This window comes from Pseudomonas sp. RC10-4-2 (assembly GCF_050433085.1).
Classification (GTDB): Bacteria; Pseudomonadota; Gammaproteobacteria; order Pseudomonadales; family Pseudomonadaceae; genus Pseudomonas; species Pseudomonas aeruginosa.
Map to the genome: position 1 here is coordinate 987,060 of NZ_JBNPXX010000001.1, position 21,750 is coordinate 1,008,809.

The 21,750-nt window shown below is 67.2% G+C and carries 20 protein-coding genes; 12 read left to right on the top strand and 8 right to left on the bottom strand.

The window, feature by feature from the left end:
• Positions 1 to 24 precede the first annotated feature (24 nt).
• From FHW81_RS04655 to FHW81_RS04700, 10 genes are all read left to right on the top strand, one after another.
• Positions 25 to 957 (top strand): chemotaxis protein CheV, encoded by a 933-nt coding sequence (locus tag FHW81_RS04655; RefSeq protein WP_003098747.1) that lies wholly within the window; start codon positions 25 to 27, stop codon positions 955 to 957.
• A 76-nt stretch (positions 958 to 1,033) separates the two neighbouring features.
• Positions 1,034 to 1,858: a protein-glutamate O-methyltransferase CheR gene (cheR, locus tag FHW81_RS04660; protein ID WP_003091728.1), complete on the top strand. Its 825-nt coding sequence runs from the start codon at positions 1,034 to 1,036 to the stop codon at positions 1,856 to 1,858.
• A 314-nt stretch (positions 1,859 to 2,172) separates the two neighbouring features.
• Entirely contained in the window at positions 2,173 to 2,478 is a 306-nt protein-coding gene (gene hsbA / locus FHW81_RS04665; RefSeq protein ID WP_003091727.1) for an anti-anti sigma factor HsbA, read from the top strand.
• Between the two features lies 1 nt (position 2,479).
• Positions 2,480 to 4,195 (top strand): two-component system response regulator HsbR, encoded by a 1,716-nt coding sequence (gene hsbR / locus FHW81_RS04670; protein WP_003098751.1) that lies wholly within the window; start codon positions 2,480 to 2,482, stop codon positions 4,193 to 4,195.
• Between the two features lie 65 nt (positions 4,196 to 4,260).
• The gene (htpB, locus tag FHW81_RS04675) at positions 4,261 to 4,611 is read left to right on the top strand and encodes a two-component system sensor histidine kinase HtpB (RefSeq protein WP_003091725.1); all 351 of its coding nucleotides are present in this window, start codon (positions 4,261 to 4,263) and stop codon (positions 4,609 to 4,611) included.
• An 83-nt stretch (positions 4,612 to 4,694) separates the two neighbouring features.
• Positions 4,695 to 6,833, top strand: a complete 2,139-nt coding sequence (gene recQ / locus FHW81_RS04680; RefSeq protein WP_106120624.1) for a DNA helicase RecQ — start codon at positions 4,695 to 4,697, stop codon at positions 6,831 to 6,833.
• Positions 6,834 to 6,921: 88 nt separating this feature from the next.
• Positions 6,922 to 8,091 carry a GGDEF domain-containing protein gene (locus tag FHW81_RS04685; RefSeq protein WP_003119637.1) on the top strand — a complete coding sequence of 390 codons (1,170 nt, stop codon included), beginning with the start codon at positions 6,922 to 6,924 and terminating at the stop codon, positions 8,089 to 8,091.
• A gap of 150 nt (positions 8,092 to 8,241) precedes the next feature.
• Positions 8,242 to 9,258, top strand: coding sequence for a DUF2804 domain-containing protein (locus tag FHW81_RS04690; RefSeq protein ID WP_003098754.1), 1,017 nt, complete (start codon positions 8,242 to 8,244; stop codon positions 9,256 to 9,258).
• Positions 9,259 to 9,375: 117 nt separating this feature from the next.
• Positions 9,376 to 9,810 carry a MarR family transcriptional regulator gene (locus FHW81_RS04695; protein ID WP_003091721.1) on the top strand — a complete coding sequence of 145 codons (435 nt, stop codon included), beginning with the start codon at positions 9,376 to 9,378 and terminating at the stop codon, positions 9,808 to 9,810.
• 276 nt (positions 9,811 to 10,086) lie between these two features.
• Positions 10,087 to 12,135, top strand: coding sequence for a type IV pilus assembly protein FimV (locus FHW81_RS04700; RefSeq protein WP_023104593.1), 2,049 nt, complete (start codon positions 10,087 to 10,089; stop codon positions 12,133 to 12,135).
• A 7-nt stretch (positions 12,136 to 12,142) separates the two neighbouring features.
• On the opposite strand, the gene plpD is transcribed toward FHW81_RS04700, so the two are convergent.
• Positions 12,143 to 14,329 carry a patatin-like phospholipase PlpD gene (plpD, locus tag FHW81_RS04705; RefSeq protein WP_003113139.1) on the bottom strand — a complete coding sequence of 729 codons (2,187 nt, stop codon included), beginning with the start codon at positions 14,327 to 14,329 and terminating at the stop codon, positions 12,143 to 12,145.
• 68 nt (positions 14,330 to 14,397) lie between these two features.
• Here plpD and FHW81_RS04710 point away from each other — a divergent pair, with 68 nt between their 5' ends.
• Both FHW81_RS04710 and rfaD read left to right on the top strand, forming a co-directional pair.
• Positions 14,398 to 14,688: a SelT/SelW/SelH family protein gene (locus tag FHW81_RS04710; protein WP_003091717.1), complete on the top strand. Its 291-nt coding sequence runs from the start codon at positions 14,398 to 14,400 to the stop codon at positions 14,686 to 14,688.
• Between the two features lie 95 nt (positions 14,689 to 14,783).
• Positions 14,784 to 15,776, top strand: coding sequence for an ADP-glyceromanno-heptose 6-epimerase (gene rfaD, locus FHW81_RS04715; RefSeq protein ID WP_003106207.1), 993 nt, complete (start codon positions 14,784 to 14,786; stop codon positions 15,774 to 15,776).
• Positions 15,777 to 15,786: 10 nt separating this feature from the next.
• On the opposite strand, the gene FHW81_RS04720 is transcribed toward rfaD, so the two are convergent.
• From FHW81_RS04720 to FHW81_RS04750, 7 genes are all read right to left on the bottom strand, one after another.
• Positions 15,787 to 16,953, bottom strand: a complete 1,167-nt coding sequence (locus FHW81_RS04720) for an MFS transporter (RefSeq protein WP_003106206.1) — start codon at positions 16,951 to 16,953, stop codon at positions 15,787 to 15,789.
• 91 nt (positions 16,954 to 17,044) lie between these two features.
• On the bottom strand, positions 17,045 to 17,797 hold the full coding sequence (locus FHW81_RS04725) for an SAM-dependent methyltransferase (RefSeq protein WP_003119643.1): 753 nt from the start codon (positions 17,795 to 17,797) through the stop codon (positions 17,045 to 17,047).
• A gap of 117 nt (positions 17,798 to 17,914) precedes the next feature.
• Positions 17,915 to 18,154 (bottom strand): acyl carrier protein, encoded by a 240-nt coding sequence (locus FHW81_RS04730; protein ID WP_003106204.1) that lies wholly within the window; start codon positions 18,152 to 18,154, stop codon positions 17,915 to 17,917.
• Positions 18,155 to 18,167: 13 nt separating this feature from the next.
• Entirely contained in the window at positions 18,168 to 19,160 is a 993-nt protein-coding gene (locus FHW81_RS04735) for a beta-ketoacyl-ACP synthase III (protein ID WP_003091712.1), read from the bottom strand.
• Between the two features lie 3 nt (positions 19,161 to 19,163).
• Positions 19,164 to 19,589, bottom strand: coding sequence for a nuclear transport factor 2 family protein (locus FHW81_RS04740; protein ID WP_003091711.1), 426 nt, complete (start codon positions 19,587 to 19,589; stop codon positions 19,164 to 19,166).
• Positions 19,586 to 20,842, bottom strand: a complete 1,257-nt coding sequence (locus tag FHW81_RS04745) for a cytochrome P450 family protein (RefSeq protein WP_003091710.1) — start codon at positions 20,840 to 20,842, stop codon at positions 19,586 to 19,588. The genes FHW81_RS04740 and FHW81_RS04745 overlap by 4 nt, the downstream gene beginning before the upstream one ends.
• Entirely contained in the window at positions 20,835 to 21,749 is a 915-nt protein-coding gene (locus tag FHW81_RS04750) for an SDR family NAD(P)-dependent oxidoreductase (RefSeq protein WP_003106196.1), read from the bottom strand. The genes FHW81_RS04745 and FHW81_RS04750 overlap by 8 nt, the downstream gene beginning before the upstream one ends.
• Position 21,750 lies beyond the last annotated feature (1 nt).

Here is a 21,750-nt window from a genome sequence, read left to right on the forward strand (position 1 = left end):
CACGACCGTCTGAGGGGAGCGCCAATGGCCGGTGTTTTGGATTCAGTCAACCAGCGTACGCAGTTGGTCGGACAGAACCGTCTGGAGCTGCTTCTGTTCCGCCTGGACGGCAACCAGCTCTACGGCATCAACGTGTTCAAGGTGAAAGAGGTGTTGCAGTGCCCGCGCCTGACGGTGATGCCCAAGTCCAGCCCGGTGGTGCGCGGGGTGGCGAACATCCGCGGAGGCACCATTCCGATCCTCGACCTGGCGCTGGCCACCGGCCGCCGCGGGTTGCAGGACCTGACCAACAGCTTCGCGATCATCACCGAGTACAACACCAAGGTGCAGGGCTTCCTGGTGCGCTCGGTGGAGCGCATCGTCAACATGAACTGGGAAGAGATCCATCCGCCACCCAAGGGCGCCGGCCGCGAGCATTACCTGACCGCGGTGACCCGGGTGGACAAGCAGTTGGTGGAAATCATCGACGTGGAAAAAGTGCTCGCGGAGGTCGCACCGACGTCCGAGGAAGTGTCCCACGGAGTGGTGGACGCCGAGACCCAGAGCCGCGCGGTGACCAAGCGGGTGCTGGTGGTGGACGATTCGTCGGTGGCGCGCAAGCAGGTAATCCGTTGCCTGGAGGCGGTCGGCGTGGAAATGACCGCGCTCAACGACGGGCGCCAGGCCCTGGAGTACCTGCAGAACATGCTCTCCGAGGGACGGCGTCCGGAAGACGAGCTGCTGATGCTGATCTCCGACATCGAAATGCCGGAAATGGACGGTTATACCCTGACGGCGGAAATCCGTAGCGATCCCCGCCTGCAGAAACTGCACATTCTCTTGCATACTTCGTTGTCCGGGGTCTTCAACCAGGCGATGGTGAAGAAGGTCGGTGCGGACGACTTCCTCGCCAAGTTCCGTCCGGACGATCTGGCGGCGCGGGTGGTGGAGCGGATCAAGGCGGTGGACGCGGGCTGAGCGATCGGCCCTCGACAACAATGTGAATACGGGTGACCGGCTGCGTTCCGGTCGCCCAGGGCGAAGAGGCTTATGCGTGTCGGCAGCTAATGCGGATTTCGAGTTGTTCAGGGTCTTCCTCGAGAAGACCTGCGGCATTGTGCTGGGCAGCAACAAGCAGTACCTGGTCTCGAGCCGGCTGAACAAGCTGATGGAGCAGCAGGGCATCAAGAGCCTGGGAGAGCTGGTGCAGCGCATCCAGACCCAGCGCGGCGGCCTGCGCGAGATGGTGGTGGACGCGATGACCACCAACGAGACCCTGTGGTTTCGCGATACCTACCCGTTCGAGGTGCTCAAGCAGCGGGTTCTTCCCGAACTGATCAAGGCCAACGGCGGGCAGCGCCTGCGGATCTGGTCGGCGGCCTGTTCGTCAGGCCAGGAGCCATACTCGCTGTCGATGGCCATCGACGAGTTCGAGAAGACCAACCTGGGGCAGTTGAAGGCGGGCGTGCAGATCGTCGCCACCGACCTGTCGGGGTCGATGCTCACCGCCGCCAAGGCCGGCGAATACGACACCCTGGCGATGGGCCGCGGTCTGTCCCCGGAGCGTCTGCAACGCTATTTCGACGCCAAGGGACCGGGGCGCTGGGCGGTCAAGCCGGCGATCCGCAGCCGCGTCGAGTTCCGTGCCCTGAACCTGCTGGACAGCTACGCCAGCCTCGGCAAGTTCGACATGGTGTTCTGCCGCAACGTGCTGATCTATTTCTCCGCCGAGGTGAAGCGCGACATCCTGCTGCGCATCCATGGCACGCTCAAGCCTGGCGGCTACCTGTTCCTCGGCGCCTCCGAGGCGTTGAACAACCTGCCCGACCACTACCAGATGGTGCAGTGCAGCCCGGGCATCATCTACCGGGCCAAGTAGCGCAAGGAAGCGGACCCGCGCCAGGTTGCGCCGGGGGTGACCTGGCAGCCTGGCGCGGGTCCGCTTGGGACGGGCAGGTGGGACGAGACTTTCGCCCACTGCCCAGGCTCCGAGCGCCACGCGCGGCGGCGCCGTCGCAGCCCGCTCGGCACAGGACGGCTGGCTCGGAGCGGGGCAGTTTAGGACTGCGCGATCTAGTTGTATTGACAGATATTTCTGATAGTCAGGTGATCTGGCAAGTTGCCGCTTTGCCGGGGAACTGCTTACATGATTCAAGCCTTCCCTCGATCCGCCACGCCTACCAGGAGACTTCCATGGCCATCACTGCGCTGCCCTCGGCCGATGGGCAAGAGTTGACCATCCAGATCCAGGGGCGCTTCGACTTCGGGGCCCATCAGGATTTCCGCGACGCCTACGAGCGCGTCGCGATCACTCCGCGACGCTATGTCGTCGACCTGCGCAACGCCACTTACCTGGACAGCTCGGCCCTCGGCATGCTCCTGCTGCTGCGCGACCACGCCGGCGGCGAGAACGCGCAGATCAGCCTGGCGAACTGCAGCCCGGAAGTGCGCAAGATCCTCGCCATCTCCAACTTCGAGCAGTTGTTCAAGATCAGCTGAGATGAATCCCCCGGCGGCGCGGATCGAGAGCCTGACGATTCTCATCGCCGAGGACAACGCGGCCGACCGCCTGCTGCTGTCGACCATCGTCAGCCGCCAGGGGCATCGCGTGCTGACCGCCGGCAACGGCCTGGAGGCGGTGGCGCTGTTCGAGACCGAGCGGCCGCAACTGGTCCTGATGGACGTGATGATGCCGGTGATGGATGGCTTCGAGGCTGCCCGGCGGATCAAGCAGCAGGCCGGCGAGGAGTTGGTGCCGATCATCTTCCTCACCTCCCTCAGCGAAACCGAGGCGCTGGTGCAGAGCCTGGAGGCGGGCGGCGACGACTTCCTCTCCAAGCCGTACAACCGGGTGATCCTCGAAGCCAAGATCAACGCCATGGGACGTCTGCACCTGCTGCAACGAACGGTGCTGGAGCAGCGCGACCTGATCGTCCGGCATAACGAGCACCTGCTCAACGAACAGCGGGTGGCCAAGGCGGTGTTCGACAAGGTGGCCCATTCCGGCTGCCTGAACGCCAGCAACGTGCGCTACCTGCAATCGCCCCTCGCGCTGTTCAACGGCGACCTGCTGCTGGCCGCCTACAAGCCGTCCGGCGGCATGCACGTGCTGCTCGGCGACTTCACCGGCCACGGCCTGCCGGCGGCGATCGGCGCGATGCCGCTGGCCGAGGTGTTCTACGGGATGACCGCCAAGGGCTATCCGATGGCCGACATCCTCCGCGAGATGAACGCCAAGCTGAAGCGCATCCTGCCGGTCGGCGTGTTCTGCTGCGCCACCTTGCTCAACCTGAGCTTCCAGCGCGAACTGGTGGAGGTCTGGAACGGCGGTTTGCCGGACGGCTACCTGCTGCGCGCCGCCAGCGGCGAGCGGGTCGCCCTGGTGTCCCGCCACCTGCCGCTGGGAATCCTCGAACCGGCGGCGTTCAGCGACCGTTGCGAAACCTATCCGCTGGATATCGAAGATCGGATATTCCTGTTTTCCGACGGGGTCCTCGAGGCCAGCAACAAGGCTGGCGAGATGTTCGGCGAGGCGCGGCTGCTCCAGCTGTTCGAGCGCAATCGCCAGCCGTCCGCGCTGTTCGACGAGATCCAGCGCAGCCTGGCGCAGTTCCGCGGCGCGGTGCAGGACGACGTGAGCATGCTCGAAGTGCGGCTGCAGCCGGATAGCGGCCTGCAATGCCCGCCGCTGGCGTTTTCCGATAGCGGCGTGAGCAGTCCGCTGGACTGGTCGGTGAGCTTCGAATTCCGCGCCGAAACCCTCAAGCATTTCAACCCGCTGCCCCATGTGCTGCAACTGCTGCTCGAGGTCCACGACCTGCGCGCGCGCGGCGGCGCGCTGTATACGGTGCTCGCCGAACTCTATTCGAACGCCCTGGAACATGGCGTCATCGGCCTCGATTCGACGATGAAGAGCGACGCGGCGGGATTCGCCCGCTATTACCAGGAGCGGGTCAGCCGCCTGCAGGCCTTGCGCGACGGCTACGTGCGGCTGCACCTGGACCTGGCGCCGCATGGCGCGGGGGGGCGTCTGCTGGTGCGGGTCGAGGACAGCGGCGAAGGTTTCGACGTGGAGCGCGCGCTGAATGCCGTGGAGCGCCAGGAACGCCTCTGCGGCAGGGGTTTGCGCCTGATCCGCGAATTGTCCGATCGTTGCCAGTGGTCGGCCGACGGAAAGGTGGTGTCCGTGGAGTTTTTCTGGTCGCCTCAGGCATAATCGCGCTTTCGTCGCGGTGCTCCTAATGGGTAGGGCATCGGAAGTCGACTTCAGGGAGCGATCGAATGTCCGCGCCGCATCTCGATGATCGTGTTCTGGCTTCGCTGCAGGAGGTCATGGAGGACGAATATCCGGTCCTGCTGGATACCTTCGTGCTCGACTCCGAGGAGCGCCTGCGCAGCCTGCATGCCGCCCTTCAGGCCGGCGATGCCCAGGCTTTGCGGCATACCGCACACAGCTTCAAGGGAGGCAGCAGCAACATGGGCGCGGTACTCCTCGCCGGCTACTGCAAGGAGCTGGAGGAAAGCGCCAGGCGCGGCGACCTGCAACGGGCGCCGGCGCTGATCGAACAGATGGAGCGCGAATTCGCCATCGTCCGCATCCTTTTCAAACAGGAACGTCAGCGCTATCGCTGAGGTTTTCGTCCTTTCCGGCGACAAGGTACCGGCCCGATCGAGCCTCCCTGGCGTATAATGCGCCGCTCGATTTGGAGTCCTTCATGCGCGAGCAAGCCCTACGCATCCTCAAAGACGTTTTCGGTTACGACGCCTTCCGTGGCAACCAGGCACGGATCATCGAGCGGGTAGCCGAGGGTGGCGATGCGCTGGTACTGATGCCCACCGGCGGTGGCAAGTCCCTGTGTTTCCAGGTCCCGGCGCTGCTGCGCGAAGGCCTGACGGTGGTGGTGTCGCCGCTGATCGCGCTGATGGAGGACCAGGTCGCCACCCTGGACGAACTCGGCGTGCCGGCGGTGGCGCTGAACTCCACCCTCAACCCCGAGCAGCAGCGGGACATCGCCGAGCGCCTGCAGCGTGGCGAGATCAAGCTGCTCTACCTGGCACCGGAGCGGTTGGTCCAGCCGCGCATGCTGGCCTTCCTGCAACTACTGCCGGTCGGCCTGTTCGCCATCGACGAAGCGCACTGCGTGTCGCAATGGGGCCATGACTTCCGTCCCGAATACCTGCAGCTCGGCCAGCTTGCCGAGCTGTTCCCGCAGGTGCCGCGGATCGCCCTGACCGCCACCGCGGACATGCGTACCCGCGAGGAGATGATCCAGCGCCTGCACCTGCAGAACGCCGAGCAGTTCCTCTCCAGCTTCGACCGGCCGAACATCTTCTACCGCATCGTGCCCAAGGAGCAGCCGCGCAAGCAGTTGCTCGGCTTCCTCTCCGAGCGGCGCGGCGATGCCGGCATCGTCTACTGCCTGTCGCGGAAGAAGGTCGAGGAGGTCGCGGAATTCCTCGGCAACCAGGGCTTCCCCGCGCTGCCGTATCACGCCGGACTGTCCAACGAACTGCGTGCCCACCACCAGAAGCGCTTCCTCAACGAGGAAGGCTTGATCATGGTGGCGACCATCGCCTTCGGCATGGGCATCGACAAGCCCAACGTGCGTTTCGTCGCCCACCTCGACCTGCCCAAGAGCCTCGAGGCCTATTACCAGGAAACCGGCCGCGCCGGCCGCGATGGCCTGCCGGCCGACGCCTGGATGGCCTACGGCCTGCAGGACGTCCTGCTGCTGCGGCAGATGATGCAGAGTTCCGAGGGCGACGAGCGGCACAAGCGCGTCGAGCGGCACAAGCTGGAAGCCATGCTGGCGCTCTGCGAGGAAACCCGTTGCCGGCGCCAGGCGCTGCTGGCCTATTTCGACGAGGAGATGCCGCAGCCCTGCGGGCATTGCGACAACTGCGTGGACGGCGTGGAAACCTGGGATGCCACCGAATCCGCGCGCCAGGCGCTGTCGGCGATCTACCGCAGCGGCCAGCGCTACGGCGTCGGCCATCTGGTGGATATCCTGCTCGGCCGCGAGACCGAGAAGATCCGCAGTCTCGGCCACCAGCACCTGGCGGTGTTCGGGATCGGCAAGGGGCGTGGCGAAGACGAATGGCGGACCCTGTTCCGCCAGTTGGTCGCGCGCGGCCTGGCCGACGTCGACCTGGACGGCTTCGGCGGCCTGCGCCTGACCGAGGCCTGTCGTCCGCTGCTGCGGGGCGAGGTGCGGCTGGAGCTGCGCCGCGACCTCAAACCACAGCGCGCCAAGGGCTCCTCCAGCGGCGGCGCCAGCGCCGCCAGCCAATTGGTGCGCAGCGAAGAGCGGGAAATGTGGGAGGCCCTGCGCGCGCTGCGGCGCAAGCTGGCCGAAGAGCATTCGGTGCCGCCCTATGTGATCTTCCCCGACGCGACCCTGCTGGAAATGCTCCGCAGCCAGCCGCGCTCGCTATCCGACATGGCCCAGGTCAGCGGGGTCGGCGCGCGCAAGCTGGAGCGCTACGGCCAGGCCTTCCTCGATGTCCTCACCGACTCGCCGGCGGCGCCCGCCGCGCCGCCGCAGGACCTGCGCCACGAATTGGCCAGCCTGGCCTGTGCGGGGATGACCCCGGCGCAGATAGCCCGCCAGCTCAATTGCAGCGAGAAGAACGTCTACGCGATGCTCGCCGAGGCCATCGCCGGTCAGCAGGTGAGCCTGGAGCAGGCGCTGGATCTGCCCGAGGAACTCCTCGGCGAAATCCAGGACGCCTTCCTCGAGGAAGACGGCGAACTGCCGCCGGTGGCGGCGCTGGAGGAGCGTTTCGGCAAGCGGGTGCCGAGTGGCGTGCTGCACTGCGTGCGCGCCGCCCTGCAGGTGGAACTGGAGTCGTGATATGGCCATTTGCCGGTATTTTCTGACGCCAATCTTGTGACGTCCTTCGCAAGCGTCTACTGTGACGCCAAGCCCTCCAAGAGAAGAGGTGTGCGTGACACAGAAGGACCGGTTGGACGACTCCCGTTCCAACCTCTATGCCGACCAATTGAACCGCGGTTTCCGCGGTCTGCGTTTCCTTCCCGAACTGGAGCGTGACTACCGGCGCTACATGCTGGAGGACAGCTTCGCGCTGAAACGCATCGCCCTCAGCGTCGGCATGCTCGTCTGGCTGGCGTTCATCGGCATCGACCTGCTGATCCTCGCTGGTCCCCCGCTGTGGGGCGTACTGGCGGTGCGCCTTGGCGTGCTGGTCCTGCTACTGGTCTGCGGCTGCCTGATCATGCTGCGCCGGCACATCCAGCTGATGGTGCCGCTGAGCATCGCCTGCGTCCTCGCCCTTGGCGTCGGTGCGGCGGCAGTGGTCGGCCTGGCGCATCGGGCGGATCCCGGCTATCCCTACGAAGGCCTGCTGCTGGTCAGTTTCGCCGCCTATTTCCTCGCCGGCCTGCGGTTGTCGCAGGCATTGAGCTGTGCGTTGGTCGTGCTGCTCGCCTACCTGGGTTTCGAGTGGTGGGCGGGTACCCAGGAGCCGCTGGGCAACAACCTGCTGTTCCTGCTGTTCGGTAACCTGATCGGCGCGGTCGGCTGCTACCTGCTGGAGTTCAAGTCGCGCGAGCATTTCCTCATCAGCCGCCTGTTGCGGGTGATGGCCGACCACGACAGCCTGACCGGCCTGCACAACCGGCGCAGCTTCAACCAGCACCTCGACCGCCTCTGGCGCCAGGCCCAGCGCGAACAGAAGACCCTGGCGCTGCTGCTTTGCGACGTCGACCATTTCAAGGCCTATAACGACCGCTACGGACACCAGGCTGGCGATGCGGTCCTGCAGCGCATCGGCGCGGTGTTCGAGGCGAATGCCAGGCGTCCGCTGGATATGGCGGTGCGCCTGGGCGGCGAAGAGTTCGCCCTGTTGCTGTACGGCGCCAACGAGCACGAGGCGAGGCTGCGCGCGGAAGCGCTGCGCGCACAGGTCCAGGCGCTGCGCATGGAGCACGAGGCGTCGGACACGGCGCGCGAAGTGACCCTGTCGGTCGGCGTGTCCTGCCTGTGGCCGACCCCGGGCAACGACCTGAAGCGTCTCTACGATCTCTACGAGCATGCCGATCGCGCGCTTTACGAAGCCAAGGCGTTCGGCCGCAACCAGGTGGTGGCCTGAGTCCATGGCCGATTTTGTCCCTGTGGCTGGCGCCGCCGGTGACTGCGGGACGAGGCGGCGAATGCTAGGTTCGACAGGAAAAAATGCCAGGCACGGCCGCTCTTCGCAGAGCTGCCGGCCCCACCGCGAGACGACTTCCGGACGGACCCCATGCAGCGCTTGATCCAGGCCAACGGCCAACCGCACTACGGCATCTTCCCGAGTGCCCCGCAGCACATCAATTACCGCGATTTCGACTTCCGTTCGCCGATGGGCCGGCGCGTGGGGGCCCTGGGCAAATGGCGACGCTTCCATCAGTTCCAGTACTTCGGCCTGATCAGCCCGGAGCTGATCGGCGGCTGCGCCCTGGCCCAGCTGAGCTTGCTTGGCGTCGGCTTCGTCTACCTCTACCAGCCTTCCAGCGGACGCATGCTGGAGCGGCGCTTCAAGCTGCCGCTGGGGTTCGGAACCCGGTTTTCCCAGACCCCGGACGACGGCGTCTGCGAACTGCGCCAGGGGCGCAACCTGCTACGCCTGGAGAACCGTATGGCTCACCGGGAGAAACGCCTGCTGGTGGAACTCGACGATGGCACCCGCATCGACGCCTGCTTCAGCGAGGAGGCGCCGAGCTTCCAGCCGATGTGCCTGTGTACGCCGACCGCGGTGAACGGCTGGGTCTACGCGCAGAAGGTGGCCGGCGTGCGCTGTCGCGGCGACGTGCGCAGCGCCCTCGGCGACCACGACCTGCAGGCGCTGGACGCCTTCGCCCATCACGACTGGTCGGCGGGCTACATGCGCCCGGAAACCTTCTGGAACTGGGCTTGCCTGTCCGGCGAGGCGGACGGCTTGCGGGTCGGCCTGAACCTGTCGTGCGGGGTCAACGAGACCAGCTTCACCGAGAACTGCTACTGGCTGGACGGCGAACTGCTGAAGGTCGACAGCGTGCGCTTCGACTTCGACCGCGACCAGCCGCTGCGGCCCTGGACCATCCGTTCATACGATGGCCAGGTGGAGCTGCGCTTCGAGGCTCACGGCATGCATCAGGAGCGGCTGAACCTCGGTCTGCTGGCGAGCAACTTCAAGCAGATATTCGGTTGTTTCAGCGGTGTGCTGCGTCCGCGAGGTCGTGCCGAGGTGAGGATCGAGCGGCTCTGGGGCTTCGTCGAGGACCAGTACGCGAAGTGGTAGACAGGGCCTGGCCTGGGCATATCGTGCGACAATTTGTCATTGTACGGGGGGAAATTGGACGGGCATTATTAGCCGACTAATAATTAGTCAAATGAAATATCGGACCTCCTTTTTCCTATGGCTCAGACAGACAAGCACTATTTCGGCACCTTGCTAGCCCAGACTTCCCGTGCTTGGCGCGCTGAACTCGACCGCCGCCTCAGTCACCTCGGCCTGTCCCAGGCGCGCTGGTTGGTGTTGTTGCATCTGGCGCGCCATCGCGATTCGCCCACCCAGCGCGAGTTGGCCCAATCGGTCGGGGTCGAAGGCCCGACCCTGGCGCGGCTGCTCGACGGCCTCGAGTCCCAGGGCCTGGTACGGCGCCTGGCGGTGGCGGAGGACCGGCGGGCCAAGCACATCGTGCTGACGCCCAAGGCCGATGTGCTGATCGCCGATATCGAGGCCATCGCCGCCAGCGTTCGCAACGACGTACTGACCGGCATCGACGAGTCCGAGCAGGCGCTGTGCCAGCAGGTGCTCTTGCGAATCCTGGCGAACCTGGAAAAGCGCTGAGCACTGCGTCACGAAATTCCGCTAGAATCGCCATTTTTATGGCATCACCTCCTGGGCTTTCGTCCGAAAGCCCTCTGCAGAGGTTTTCGTCGGTTTTCTGACGAAAAATCTTGACCGTTTCCACGGCATTCCTCTATTCAGTGATGGCAAAAAGCCATGTCTTGCGCCATGTGGTGCGTTCAGCCCTGTACGGGGCGAAATTCGGGCTAACGTGAAATAGATGTAGCAGTCGACCGCTGGCCGGCTGTGTGCTCGAAGTGCGGAGAAAAGAACGGAATGCCCGGTAAAGCCTTGCGTGTCATGTTGTGTGCCTGGTCGTGCCTGTTGGCCGGGCAGGCGAGCGCCCTGGGAGTGGGAGACATCACCCTGCATTCGGCGCTCAACCAGCCGCTGGATGCGGATATCGAACTGCTCGACGTCGGCGATCTCGGCGCGGACGAGATCGAGGTCCGCCTGGCGGGCGCCGACGTCTTCGCCGCGGCCGGGGTGGAACGCTTGCAGTTCCTCAACGAGCTGCGTTTCAGTCCGGTGCTCCAGGGGCGCGGTGGCAATCGCATCCATGTGTCCTCGAGCCGACCGGTGCAGGAGCCCTACCTGAATTTCCTGGTGGAGGTGGCCCGCCCCAACGGCCGCATCGTGCGCGAATTCACCGTACTGCTCGATCCGCTCGGTTATACGCCGCGCATGCTTCCGGCCGCGCGCAGCGGGATCGAGCCGCAGCGGCAATCCTCGACGCCGGTGCCTGCGCCGCGTAGTGCCGCGGTCGTCGTAGACCCGGCACTGCTGGAGCCGGGCGACGAATACCTGGCTCGCCCCAGCGACAACCTCTGGGCCATCAGCGGACGCCTGCGTGGTGCCGGCAACGCCGATCGCGCGCAACTCATGGAGGCCCTGTACCAGCTCAATCCGCAGGCCTTCGTCAATGCCGACCGGCACCGGCTCAAGGCCGGCGCGCGCCTGCGCCTGCCGGCCGGCTACCAGCCGGAGCGAGGCGCGCCCGGCGCCGTGAAGGAGGCGGCCGTGGAAGTCCTGCCGCCAGCCGATGCCGCCGTGGTGGAAAACGCTCCGGCGGCTCTCGTCGAGGCGCAGCGCCAGGCGGATGCCGAGGCCGAGGCGTTGGCCCGGCAACGGGAGGAACTGAGCCAGCGGATGGACGATCTGCAACGCCAGTTGCAGGCCTTGCAGGAACAACTGCAGCAGCGCGATCACCAGGTCGCCGAACTGCAACAGCAACTGGCCCGGCGCCAGGCGGTGCGGCCCGCGGCGCCGCCGCCCGCCGCGGCCGCGCCTTCGGTTGCGCAACCGGTTGAAACGCCGACGGACTCGCAGTACTGGCGCTGGATGATCGTCCTGCTGCTGGTCCTCGCTCTGCTCGGCGTGTTGCTGTTGCGTCGCCGCCGCGAAGAGGCTCCTGTCCCGGCGGTCGAACCGAAGCGCCGGGTCGCCCTGAACCTGCCGCTGCGGCGTGCGCCGCGCTCCCCGGCGGCCGCACCGGCGCCGGCAAAGGTCGAGGAACAGGCCAGGCCGCCGGTCGCCGCTCCCTCCAGCCCGCCGCCGTCTCCTCCGCCTGCTCCGGCCGCCGCTCCGCGCGCCGCCATGGCTGCGGCGGACAAGCTGGACGGCGCCGACATCTATATCGCCTACGGTCGCTACGGACAGGCCCGCGACCTGCTGCGTCAGGTACTCGCCGAGCAGCCGCAGCGCCTGAGCGCGCGGATGAAGCTGTTGCTGGTGCTGGCTGAGCTGGGCGATGCGGCCGGCTTCGACGCGCTGGCCGAGGAAACCCTGGCCAGTGGCGGCAACCCGGAGGCCATCGACGAGTTGCGCGGACGCTACCCGGCGCTGCTACAGATGCCGGCGACCGAGACGCCGGCGGCAACAACCAAGGACGACGACTGGAGCGACCTGCCGCTGGCCGAGCCGCCCGTTTTGCAGCAACCGGATGCGACCTTGGGCGCCGACGGCTTCGGCGACCTCAACCTCGATCTCGATCTCGACTGGGGCGCCCTGGAGAATCCCCTGGACAACCCCGACCTGCCGCGCCGCGCCGCTGCCGGCAAGGCGGAACCGGCGGAGGAGCCCCTGGCGTTCGAGAGCAATCTCCATGAACTGCCGGATGTCGCCGAGTACGAACACCTCGAACTCGACCAGCCGGAGCCGGCCACGGTGCCGCCGGAGGAGGCCTCGGCCAGCCTGGACCGGGCCCGCGCCTGCATCGACAGCGGCGATCTCGACCAGGCCAGCCGCATCCTGCGCCTGGTGGTGGCGCACGGCGACCCGTGGCAGAAGGCCGAGGCGCGCGAGTTGCTGGCGCTGATCGCCTGAACTCCGCTCAGAAGTTCTGCCCGAGGTTCAGGTAGAACGCCTTGAAGTTCTCGTCGTTGATCCCGTAGCTGAAGGTCAGCGGCCCCAGCGGCGTATCGAAGCCGATCATCAGGCTGGCGGCGTTGATGTAGCCGCTGTCGTATTCGTTGTCGTTGTTCCAGATGCGTCCGCGCTCGATGCTGCCGCCTAGGTACAGCGGGAAGTCCAGCGGCAGGAAGGAACGTTCGGTGAGGCGCCGGTAATAGACGATCCGTCCCAGGCTGTAGTTCTGCCCGGACAGCGCGTCGCGGCGGAAGCCCGACAGCTCGCGGGCGCCGCCGAGGGTGAAGCTGGAGGTGACCACCTCGGCGTCGTCCAGGGTGCGCCCGTAGCCGCCGCCGAACACCCAGGTGTCGGCGCCGAAGCTGAGCGCCTTGTTCAGCCGCAGGTCCCACTGCCGGTAGCTGTCGTCCGAGCCGAGGGACTTGTCGTAGCGGCGCATGGTCAGGCCGATCTCCTCGCCCTCGTGGGGGAAATTGACGTCGTCGACGGTATCGAACGAGTACTTCAGTTCGTAGTAGCCCTCGGTGAAGTCGATGTCCGGCAGGCTCGGGTCGCCGATGCGCACGTCGGCCTTGCCGTAGGCCTGCACCGCGCCCAGGCGGATTTCGCCGTTGTTGGCGATCTGCCGGCCGACGTTGAGGCCGTAGCCGTAGCGCTCCAGGCGATAGCGCAGCAGCGGGTCGTTGTCCTCGGTGACGTCGACGTTCTGTGCCTCGTGGAACAGGAAGGGCGCGACGAAGTAGCGCGAGCCGACGTCGAGCGGCTGGTAGAACTCGCTGTAGAGTTCCTGGCGGTCGCCGAGCTGGACCCGGGTCAGCCACTCGGCGCCGAGCCGGTTGAGGCCGTTCATGCGGTAGCTGCCGCCGAGGTTGAAGGTGCTTTCGCCGCGCATGTCGTCGGACAGGTTGAGGCCCAGGCGAAGGAAGTCGGTGCCGCCTTTCTTGCCGGTGGCGTGGATCACCAGGGTGTTGAGCTTCTTCTCCTTGACCACCCGGTACTGCACCTGGTCGAAGTAGTCGAGGCCGTAGAGGGTGCTCATGTCGTCCTGCAGGCGGCCGAGGTCGAGGCGCGTGCCGAGCGGCTGGCGGATGTAGTGGCGGATCACCTCGTCGCTGACCTTCGAGTTGTTCTCCACGCGGATCGCGTCGATCACCGGCTTGCGCTGGTTCGGCGTGCGCGCCACGTCGAGCGCTTCGCTGTTGAGGTCCTTCGGCTTGCGCAACTCGGCGAGGCGCGCGGCGAGCACCGTGGTGGCGCGGTAGCCGGCGTCGATCAGTTGCGGCACGCGGCCGAAGTCGGTGGTGCCGTAGCCGGACAGCGGCGGCTGGATCAGCACGTCGCCGGGCTTGAGCGTGGCCAGCTGGGCTTCGGAGTTCTTCCGGGTCATCAGGGTGATCGACTGGTTCATCACGTCGAGCACGGTGCTCAGGTCCTTGCGGTCGCGCAGCGGGTTGCCGATGTCGACCACGATCACCACGTCCACGCCCATGTCGCGCGCCACGTCCACCGGGATGTTGTCGACCATGCCACCATCCACCAGCAGCCTGCCGTCGATCTCCACCGGGGCGAACACGGCGGGGATCGACATGCTGGCGCGGATCGCCTGGGGCAGGTGGCCCTTGCGGAACACCACTTTCTCGCCGGTTGCGATATCGGTGGAGACGGCGCGGAAGGGGATCGCCAGCTTGTCGAAGTCGCGGTTGTCGCTGGTGTGCACCAGCAGGCTTTCCAGCACCATCGCCAGGTTCTGGCCCTGGATCACCCCCAGCGGCAGGCCGAGGGTGCCGTCGTCGCGGAAGCTGATCTTCTGCTTGACCAGGAAGTCGCGGTCGTCCTGCTTGCGCCGGAACGGCACGTCCTTGCGCGGCGGCGCGTCGGACAGCGCCTGCTGCCAGTCCATCTCCAGGGCGATGCGCTCCAGTTCGGCGGGGGTGTAGCCGGAGGCGTACAGGCCGCCGACCACCGCGCCCATGCTGGTGCCGGCGATGGCGTCGATCTGGATGCCCTGTTCGTCGAGGGCCTTGAGCACGCCGATATGGGCCAGGCCGCGGGCGGCACCGCCGGAGAGGACCAGACCGATCTTCGGCCGGGCCTCCGCGGCGAGGGCGGACAGGGGAAGCAGGAGCAGCAGTACGAGCAGCAGGCGGCGCATGAGAACGATCCGGAGCCGGGTGAAAAGGCGGCTATTATAGGCGCGACCGTTTCCCCTGAGCCGCCGACATGCCCACCGCCAAGCCCGAAATCGTCATCACCTATTGCACCCAGTGCCAGTGGCTGCTGCGTGCCGCCTGGCTGGCCCAGGAACTGCTCAGCACCTTCGCCGACGATCTCGGAAAAGTCTGCCTGGAGCCCGGAACCGGTGGCGTCTTCCGCATCACCTGCGACGGCGTGCAGGTCTGGGAGCGCAAGGCCGACGGCGGCTTCCCCGAGGCCAAGGCGCTCAAGCAGCGGGTTCGTGACCGCATCGACCCGCAACGCGACCTCGGTCACAACGATCGTCCTTCCCGCTGAACCGCTGCCGTCCGCCCATGGCTTGTTGCAGGTCAACGGGCGGCACGGCGCATAGGCATAGCCTGGGGGCATTCATCCTGTCGAAGGGAGTGCCCATGAGCATCATCGTCACCGGCGCCGCCGGCTTCATCGGCAGCAATCTGCTGCAGGCGCTGAACCGGCGCGGCGAGACCGACATCATCGCGGTGGACGATCTCACCGACGGCGAGCAGTTCCGCAACCTGGCGGACGCCGATATCGCCGACTACCTGGACCAGAACGACTTCCTCGAGCGTTACGCCCGCGGCGACTTCGGCACGGTCCGCGCGCTGTTCCACCAGGGCGCCTGCGCCAGCACCCTGGAAAGCAATGGCCGCTACATGATGGAGAACAACTACCGCTACAGTTGCCGCCTGCTGGAAAGCAGCCTGGAACTCGGCGTGCCGTTCCTCTACGCCTCGTCGGCGGCGGTCTACGGCGCCGGCCGGACCTTCCGCGAGGCGCGCCAGTACGAGCGGCCGCTGAACGTCTACGGCTATTCCAAGTTCCTCTTCGACCAGCGTGTGCGGCGGGCGCTGCCGCAGGCGCGCAGCCAGGTGGTCGGCCTGCGTTACTTCAACGTCTACGGGCCGCGCGAGGAACACAAGGGGCGGATGGCCTCGGTGGCCTACCACTGCTACCAGCAATTGCGCCGCGACGGGCGGGTCGAACTGTTCGGCGAACACGGCGGCTTCCCGCCCGGCGGCCACCTGCGCGACTTCGTCGCGGTGGAGGACGTGGCGCGGGTAAACCTGCATTTCTTCGACCATCCGCAGCGTTCGGGAATCTTCAACCTCGGCAGCGGCCAGGCACGGACCTTCAACGAGGTCGCCCTGGCGGTGATCAATAGCGTCCGCGCCAACGCCGACCAGCCGCCCTTGTCGCTGCAACAGGCCGTGGAAAGCGGCCTGCTCGGCTACCGCGAGTTCCCCGAGTCGCTGCGGGCGCGCTACCAGAGCCATACCTGCGCCGACCTGGAGCTGCTGCGCGAGGCGGGCTACCGCGACGATTTCCAGAGCCTGGAAGAGGGCGTCGCCGGCTACTGCCGCTGGCTGGCGCGCAGCGCCTGAGGGATCCTGCTCAGCGGCCCAGTGCCCCGCCTACCGGGGCGCGGGCGAAGCGCAGCTCCGGCAGCAGGGTCAGCAGCGCCAGTACTCCGAGGGCCGCGCCGACCCAGAGCGCGCCCTGCAGGCCGAATCCGCCGGCGATGCCCAGGCCGCCGATCCAGGAACCGGCCATCACGCCGAGCATGATGCAGGCGGTGTGCACCGAGTTGACCAGCATGTTGTTATGGCCGACACGTGCGCCGCGGGTCACCAGCGCCGGGTTCATCGACACCCCGGTCAGGCCGATCACCACCAGCGCCGCCACCGCCACCGCCGGAACCTGTCCGAACAGGGCGAAGGCCACCATCGCGGCGATGGCCGCCAGCAGGCCGAAGGCCAGGACCGCGATGGTATGGCGGTCGGCCAGGCGGCCGACGATGTTGTTGCCCACCAGCGTCGCCAGGCCGTAGACCACCAGCAGCAGCGGTACGGTCGAGGCGGAGAAGCCGCTGACCTCGGTGAGGATCGGCACGAAATAGGTGAAGCCGGCGAAGGTGGCGCCGATCAGCAGCAGACTGGTGGCGTAGACCCACCATAGATGGGCGTTCCTGAACACCTTCAGTTCCTCGCGCAGCGAGCCGCTGCCCGCCGACCCCGGGATCGCCGGCATCAGCTGCAACACCAGCAGGCCGACCAGCACTGCCACCAGCGCCACCGCGAAGAAGCTCGCGCGCCAGCCGTACCATTCGCCCAGCCAGGTGGCGACGGGCAGGCCGAGCACGGTGCCGACCATCAGACCACCGAGCACCAGCGACGACGCGCGGCCGAACTGGTTGCCTTCGACCAGTTCGGCGCAGGCGGTCAGCGCCACGCCGAAGAAGGCCGCGGCGGCGACCGCGGTGACCAGTCGCGCCGCGACCATCACCGCATAGCCCGGCGCCAGGGCGCCGATGACCTGGCCGACCACGAACAGCGCGATCAGGCCGAGCAGGGCGTTCTTGCGCGGCACGCGGAGCAGGGCGGTGGTCAACAGCGGGCCGCCGACGGCCATCGCGCCGGCGTAGAAGGTGACCAGGTAGCCGATCGCGGCGAAGGACACGCCGAATTCGGCGGCCAGCGCCGGCATCAGCCCGGCGACCATGTATTCGCTGGTGGTCAGGGCGAAGATCGCGGCACCGAGCACGTAGACAATCAAAGGCATGTTTCCAGCTCCCGAGCGGTTCAGACGACGATGAAGCGAGCCACGGCGACCTGCCCGTGCCGTGGCCGCGCGATGAATGCACGACGGCGACTCATGCCGCCGACGAACCGAAGCCCTGGTCGGCGCCTTCGGGCAGCACCGTCACGCAGTGGGCGAACAGGTTCGAAGCGCTGCGCACCACGGTCAGCCCGCACTCGGCGAGCAGGGCGTGGAGGCAGGCGCGTGAATACGAGCGCGAGTAGAAGCCGTCGCTGCCGGTGAACACGGTGCCGTCGTCCCGCGTGTGCAACTCTAGGCCCTGCACCCCGCAACGGCGGTAGTAGCTCTGGCGGACGCGGGTGGCCTCGGCGCTGTCGCCGAACACCGAGACCACCGCCGCCACGCTGCGCTCGGCGAGGGAGTCGAGCAGCCGTTTCGGCTCGCGGAAGTTGCCCAGCAGGTTGAACGGCAGCAGGTACAGCGCGCGCGAGCCGACCGAGGCACCGCGCCTGGTGTGGTTGAGGATGTCGTCGACCACCGTGTCCGCGCGATCGCTCATGCCCTCGCGCTCGATCCGCGTGCGCAGCGTCTCGATCGCCCGCTGGTCGAGGTCGACGCCGAGATAGCGGGCATTGAGCAGGCGCGCGATCTCCAGCGCCCGGCCGTCGTAGCAGCCTAGCTCGACCAGTGCGTCGCAGCGCAGGTAGGCCATCGCCTCGAAGGTCATCAGGCTTTCCATTTGCAACAACGGCAGCACGTCGTCCGGAAAGTTGGCCAGGGTCATTATCGTCCTCGGTCCGAACTCCAGCTCGTAGAAAGCCGACTCCCGATGCGTCCCGATCGTGAGATCCATGTTCTGACTCACCTCTTCCTCCAGCGAATCTCGCTCTGGTGTTGGTTGATCGAAGGCGATGCGCGTTCCCATGTCCCGGCACCGCCTTCGCCTGGCAGAGAAGCGACGGAACGCCGGCGTTCGCTGGCCTCAGGCGGCGCGGTGCTTCTCGACCAGCTGGAACAGTTCGTCCACCGTTTCCAGCAGGTCGAGTTCGTCGTCGACCCCGGTGACGCCGAACTCCTTGCGCAGCTTCAGCGACAGCTCGCTGACCACCAGCGAATCGAAAGCCAGGTCTTCCATCCTGCTGTCCCGGCTGATTTCCTCCTTCGGCACGCCGCTGGCGACGCTGAGCACGGTGAGGAGATGGTCTTCCATGTCGTTGGGCATTGTTCTTCCCTCTTCAGTCCATTGTCGGAACGATCTTCGGCCAGCGCAGGGCGACCGAACCCCAGGTCAGTCCGGCACCGAAACCGGTGAGGACCATGTTGCCGCCGTCGCGCAGGATGCCTTGGCGCAGGCCGTGGGCCAGGGCCAGGGGAATCGAGGCGGCGACGGTATTGCCCACCTCGGCGATGTTGCTCACCACTCGCTCGACGGGAAGGTCGAGCTGGTCGGCGACCGCCGCGAGAATGCGTGTGTTGGCCTGGTGCGGGACCAGGTGATGGAGGTCCGAAGCTTGCCAGCCGACCCGGTCGAGCACCCGCCGCACCGAGTCGCTCATCTGCGTCACCGCCTGGCCGAACACTGCCTTGCCGTCCATCCGGAAGTAGTTGGAGGCCTGTCCGGAACTGCGTTCGGCGCGACTGACGGCGGGGGTCATCAGCAGGTCGAACTGGTGGCCGTCGCTGCCGAGGTCGAAGGCCAGCAGCGCGCCTTCTTCCTCGGCATCGCCGGCACGCAGCACCACCGCTCCGGCGCCGTCGCCGAACAGTGCGCGGGTCGAGCGATCGGCGGGGTCGAGGGTATGGCTGAAAGTGTCCACCCCGACCAGCAGCGCGCTGTCCGCCAGCCCGGCGCTGATCAGCGAGCCGACGCTGGCCAGGCCGTAGACGAAGCCGGTGCAGGCGGCGGACAGGTCGAACGCGAGCGCGCCGACCAACCCCAGGCGCGCCGCGACCCTGGGCGCGGTGGCCGGGCAGCAGAAGTCGCCGGTGCTGGTTGCCAGCACCACCGCATCGACTCGCTCCAGCCCCGCCGAGGCGAGCGCGGCGGAGGCCGCCCGCAGGGCCAGGTCGCCGCTGCCGAGGTCGCCGGCGATATGCCGCTGGCGCACGCCGGTGCGGCTGCTGATCCAGGCGTCGGAAGTGTCCAGCTCGGCGGCGAGCATGTCGTTGCTGAGCACGGCCTCGGGCAGGTAGCTGCCCAGGCCGCAGACCACGGCGGCGCGCGGCATGGCTCAGGCTCCCTGGACGATCTTGGCGGCGGCCTCGACCCCGCCCAGGGCCTCGAGGTGCCGCAGCGGATTCCAGAAGTCGCGGTAGAGCAGGATCTGTCCGTCGCGGGTGCGCAGCACCGAGATGTAGTCCTGCGCCAGCTTGCCGCCGGAAACGGTGGCCACGCCGTCGCCATGGAATTCGCCGATGGCCAGGTCGGGGTCGGCGGTCTCGTAGAACTGCACGTCGGTGAAGCGCACGGTCAGGTGCTCGGGAAACAGGCGCATGTGCGCCCAGATGGTTTCGCGGCCCTCGAAGCGGGTCTTCCAGCCCGGCGGGGCGTAGGGGAATTCGAGTACGCCTTCCGGATGGAACAGGTCGCACCAGCCACGGGCATCGCCGTTTTCCAGGAGGCGCAGGCTGTGGACGAGAATTTCCTTGGCATTCATTGGGCGATCCTCTCGATCGGGTTGGCGTGGGAGGCGGTGTTCGCCGGGGCGCTGCATCCGGTGCGCACCGGCACGCTGATCAGGGCGCGGAGGAAGGTGATCGGCAGCCATTGCAGCTCCGCGTGGGGCACCGCCAACTGGAGGTCGGGGAAGCGCGCGAGCAGGCGCTGGATGGCGATCCGCCCCTCCAGCCGGGCCAGCGAGGCGCCGACGCAGTAGTGCACGCCGAAGCCGTAGCCGAGATGGCCATCGGTGTTGCGGGTGAGGTCGAGGCGGTCGGGATCGTCGAAGCGCTCGGCGTCGTGGTTGGCGGTCAGGTTGGAGACCAGGATGTATTCGCCGGCGGGAATGGTGACCCCGTCCAGTTCCACGTCTTCTACGGTGAAGCGCAACATCGAGGCGCGCACCGGACTGTCGTGGCGGACCAGTTCTTCCATGGCGTTGGGCAGGAGTTCCGGCTGCGCCCGCAGCAACGCCAGTTGCTCCGGGTTGACCAGCAGGGTGACCAGCGCGTTGCCGATCATGTTCATGGTGGTCTCGAAGCCGCTCATCATCAGCAGGTGGGCCATGGAGACGAGTTCCGCTTCGCTCAACTGGCCGCTCTCGTCGGCGGCCTGCACCAGCCCGCTGTAGACGTCGTCGGCCGGCTGCCGGCGCTTGGCCTCGAGCAGCACGCGCAGGTAGTCGACCTGCGCATCGGCCAGGGCCTGGGCCTCCTCCGGCGACAGCAGTTCCGCCTGGCGCTCCCAGGACTGGCGGGCGTGTTCGCGCTCGGCCTCGGGAATGCCCAGCAGCTCGAAGATCACCGCGATGGTCAGCGGGATCGCGAAGTCGGCCATCAGGTCGGCCTGTTCGCGGCCGGCCATGGCGTCCAGCAATTCCTCGGTGATCCGTTCTATATGCGGTTGCAGGCGCTCCACCTGGCGCGGGGTGAACGCGCGGCCAACCAGCGAGCGCAGGCGGGTATGGTCCGGCGGGTCGAGGTTGAGCATGTGGTGGCTGAGTCCCTCACCGATCCCCGCGCGCGGGCTGCCGGTACGCTTCGCGTAGAGTTCGGCGGCCTGCCGGGCGTCGCGGCGGACGCCCGGATGGTTGAGGACCTTGCGCGCGTCGCGGTAGCGCGTCACCACCCACACCGGATGCTCGGCGGCGCGATGCGCGGGACGCGGCGCGCCGTCCACCTGCAGGCCGTCGTAGAGCGCGTGCAGTGGCGAGATCAGTTCCTCGCCCAGTCTCAGTTTGCGATCAGGCACGTTGCTCCTCCTTCGCCGCCGGGGCGGCGGTGACGATGGGGCGGAACATCCCGTCGATCACGCTATCGGGCAGCAGCCGCGCCAGCAGGGTACCGCGGCGCACGTCGGCGCCCACCCGGTAGCGGGTCCGCGGCTTGGCCGCGGTGAGCGCGGCATGCACCGCGGCGGCGACATCGGCGGGCTTGGTCGCGCTGTTGCGCGCGCCGTCCTCGTTGGCCTGGAGGAAGCGCAGGTAGGTATCGCGATAGAGGTCGGCGACGGCGTCGGGGGCGTCGGCCAGGGCGCGCTCGCCCTCGCTGGCGATCTTGCCCCAGATCGGCGTCCAGATCGCCCCGGGGCTGACCACCGAGACCTGGATGCCCATGGGTGCCAGCTCGCGGCGCAGGGCGTCGCTCACTCCCTCCTTGGCGAACTGCGCGGCGGAGTAGGCGCCCAGGTAGGGAATGGCGACCGAGCCGAGGCCCGAGGTGACGTTCACCAGGCGCGCCGCGCCGCCACGGCGCAGCAGCGGCAGGATCGCCCGGGTCACCGCGAGCTGGCCGATCAGGTTGACTTCCAGCTGGCGCCGCAGCAGGTCGCTGGAGACGCATTCCAGCGGCGCGGAAATGCAGATCCCGGCGTTGTTCACCAGGCCCCAGAGCCCGGTATCGCCGACTTTCTCCGCCACCTGCGCGGCGGCCCGGCCAATGGATTCCTCGTCGGTGACATCGATCAGCAGCGTGCTGATCCGGCCGGACGGGCAGGCGTTCGCCAGGCGCTCGCCATCCTCCTGGCGGCGCACCCCGGCGATCACCTGGAAACCCTGTTCGGCCAGGTGCAGCGCGGTTTCCCGGCCGAGGCCGCTGGAGGCGCCGGTGATCAGTACGTGGCGGCCCTGGGGCGAGAGAGGTTTGCTGGTGAATAACATG

Excerpts from the sequence above, each read along its gene's own strand:
- FHW81_RS04655 (WP_003098747.1), top strand. The coding sequence starts at position 25 with ATGGCCGGTGTTTTGGATTCAGTCAACCAGCGTACGCAGTTGGTCGGA.
- hsbA (WP_003091727.1), top strand. The coding sequence starts at position 2,173 with ATGGCCATCACTGCGCTGCCCTCGGCCGATGGGCAAGAGTTGACCATC.
- hsbR (WP_003098751.1), top strand. The coding sequence starts at position 2,480 with ATGAATCCCCCGGCGGCGCGGATCGAGAGCCTGACGATTCTCATCGCC.
- htpB (WP_003091725.1), top strand. The coding sequence starts at position 4,261 with ATGTCCGCGCCGCATCTCGATGATCGTGTTCTGGCTTCGCTGCAGGAG.
- recQ (WP_106120624.1), top strand. The coding sequence starts at position 4,695 with ATGCGCGAGCAAGCCCTACGCATCCTCAAAGACGTTTTCGGTTACGAC.
- FHW81_RS04690 (WP_003098754.1), top strand. The coding sequence starts at position 8,242 with ATGCAGCGCTTGATCCAGGCCAACGGCCAACCGCACTACGGCATCTTC.
- FHW81_RS04695 (WP_003091721.1), top strand. The coding sequence starts at position 9,376 with ATGGCTCAGACAGACAAGCACTATTTCGGCACCTTGCTAGCCCAGACT.
- FHW81_RS04700 (WP_023104593.1), top strand. The coding sequence starts at position 10,087 with ATGCCCGGTAAAGCCTTGCGTGTCATGTTGTGTGCCTGGTCGTGCCTG.
- plpD (WP_003113139.1), bottom strand. The coding sequence starts at position 14,329 with ATGCGCCGCCTGCTGCTCGTACTGCTGCTCCTGCTTCCCCTGTCCGCC.
- FHW81_RS04710 (WP_003091717.1), top strand. The coding sequence starts at position 14,398 with ATGCCCACCGCCAAGCCCGAAATCGTCATCACCTATTGCACCCAGTGC.
- rfaD (WP_003106207.1), top strand. The coding sequence starts at position 14,784 with ATGAGCATCATCGTCACCGGCGCCGCCGGCTTCATCGGCAGCAATCTG.
- FHW81_RS04720 (WP_003106206.1), bottom strand. The coding sequence starts at position 16,953 with ATGCCTTTGATTGTCTACGTGCTCGGTGCCGCGATCTTCGCCCTGACC.
- FHW81_RS04730 (WP_003106204.1), bottom strand. The coding sequence starts at position 18,154 with ATGCCCAACGACATGGAAGACCATCTCCTCACCGTGCTCAGCGTCGCC.
- FHW81_RS04735 (WP_003091712.1), bottom strand. The coding sequence starts at position 19,160 with ATGCCGCGCGCCGCCGTGGTCTGCGGCCTGGGCAGCTACCTGCCCGAG.
- FHW81_RS04740 (WP_003091711.1), bottom strand. The coding sequence starts at position 19,589 with ATGAATGCCAAGGAAATTCTCGTCCACAGCCTGCGCCTCCTGGAAAAC.
- FHW81_RS04750 (WP_003106196.1), bottom strand. The coding sequence starts at position 21,749 with ATGTTATTCACCAGCAAACCTCTCTCGCCCCAGGGCCGCCACGTACTG.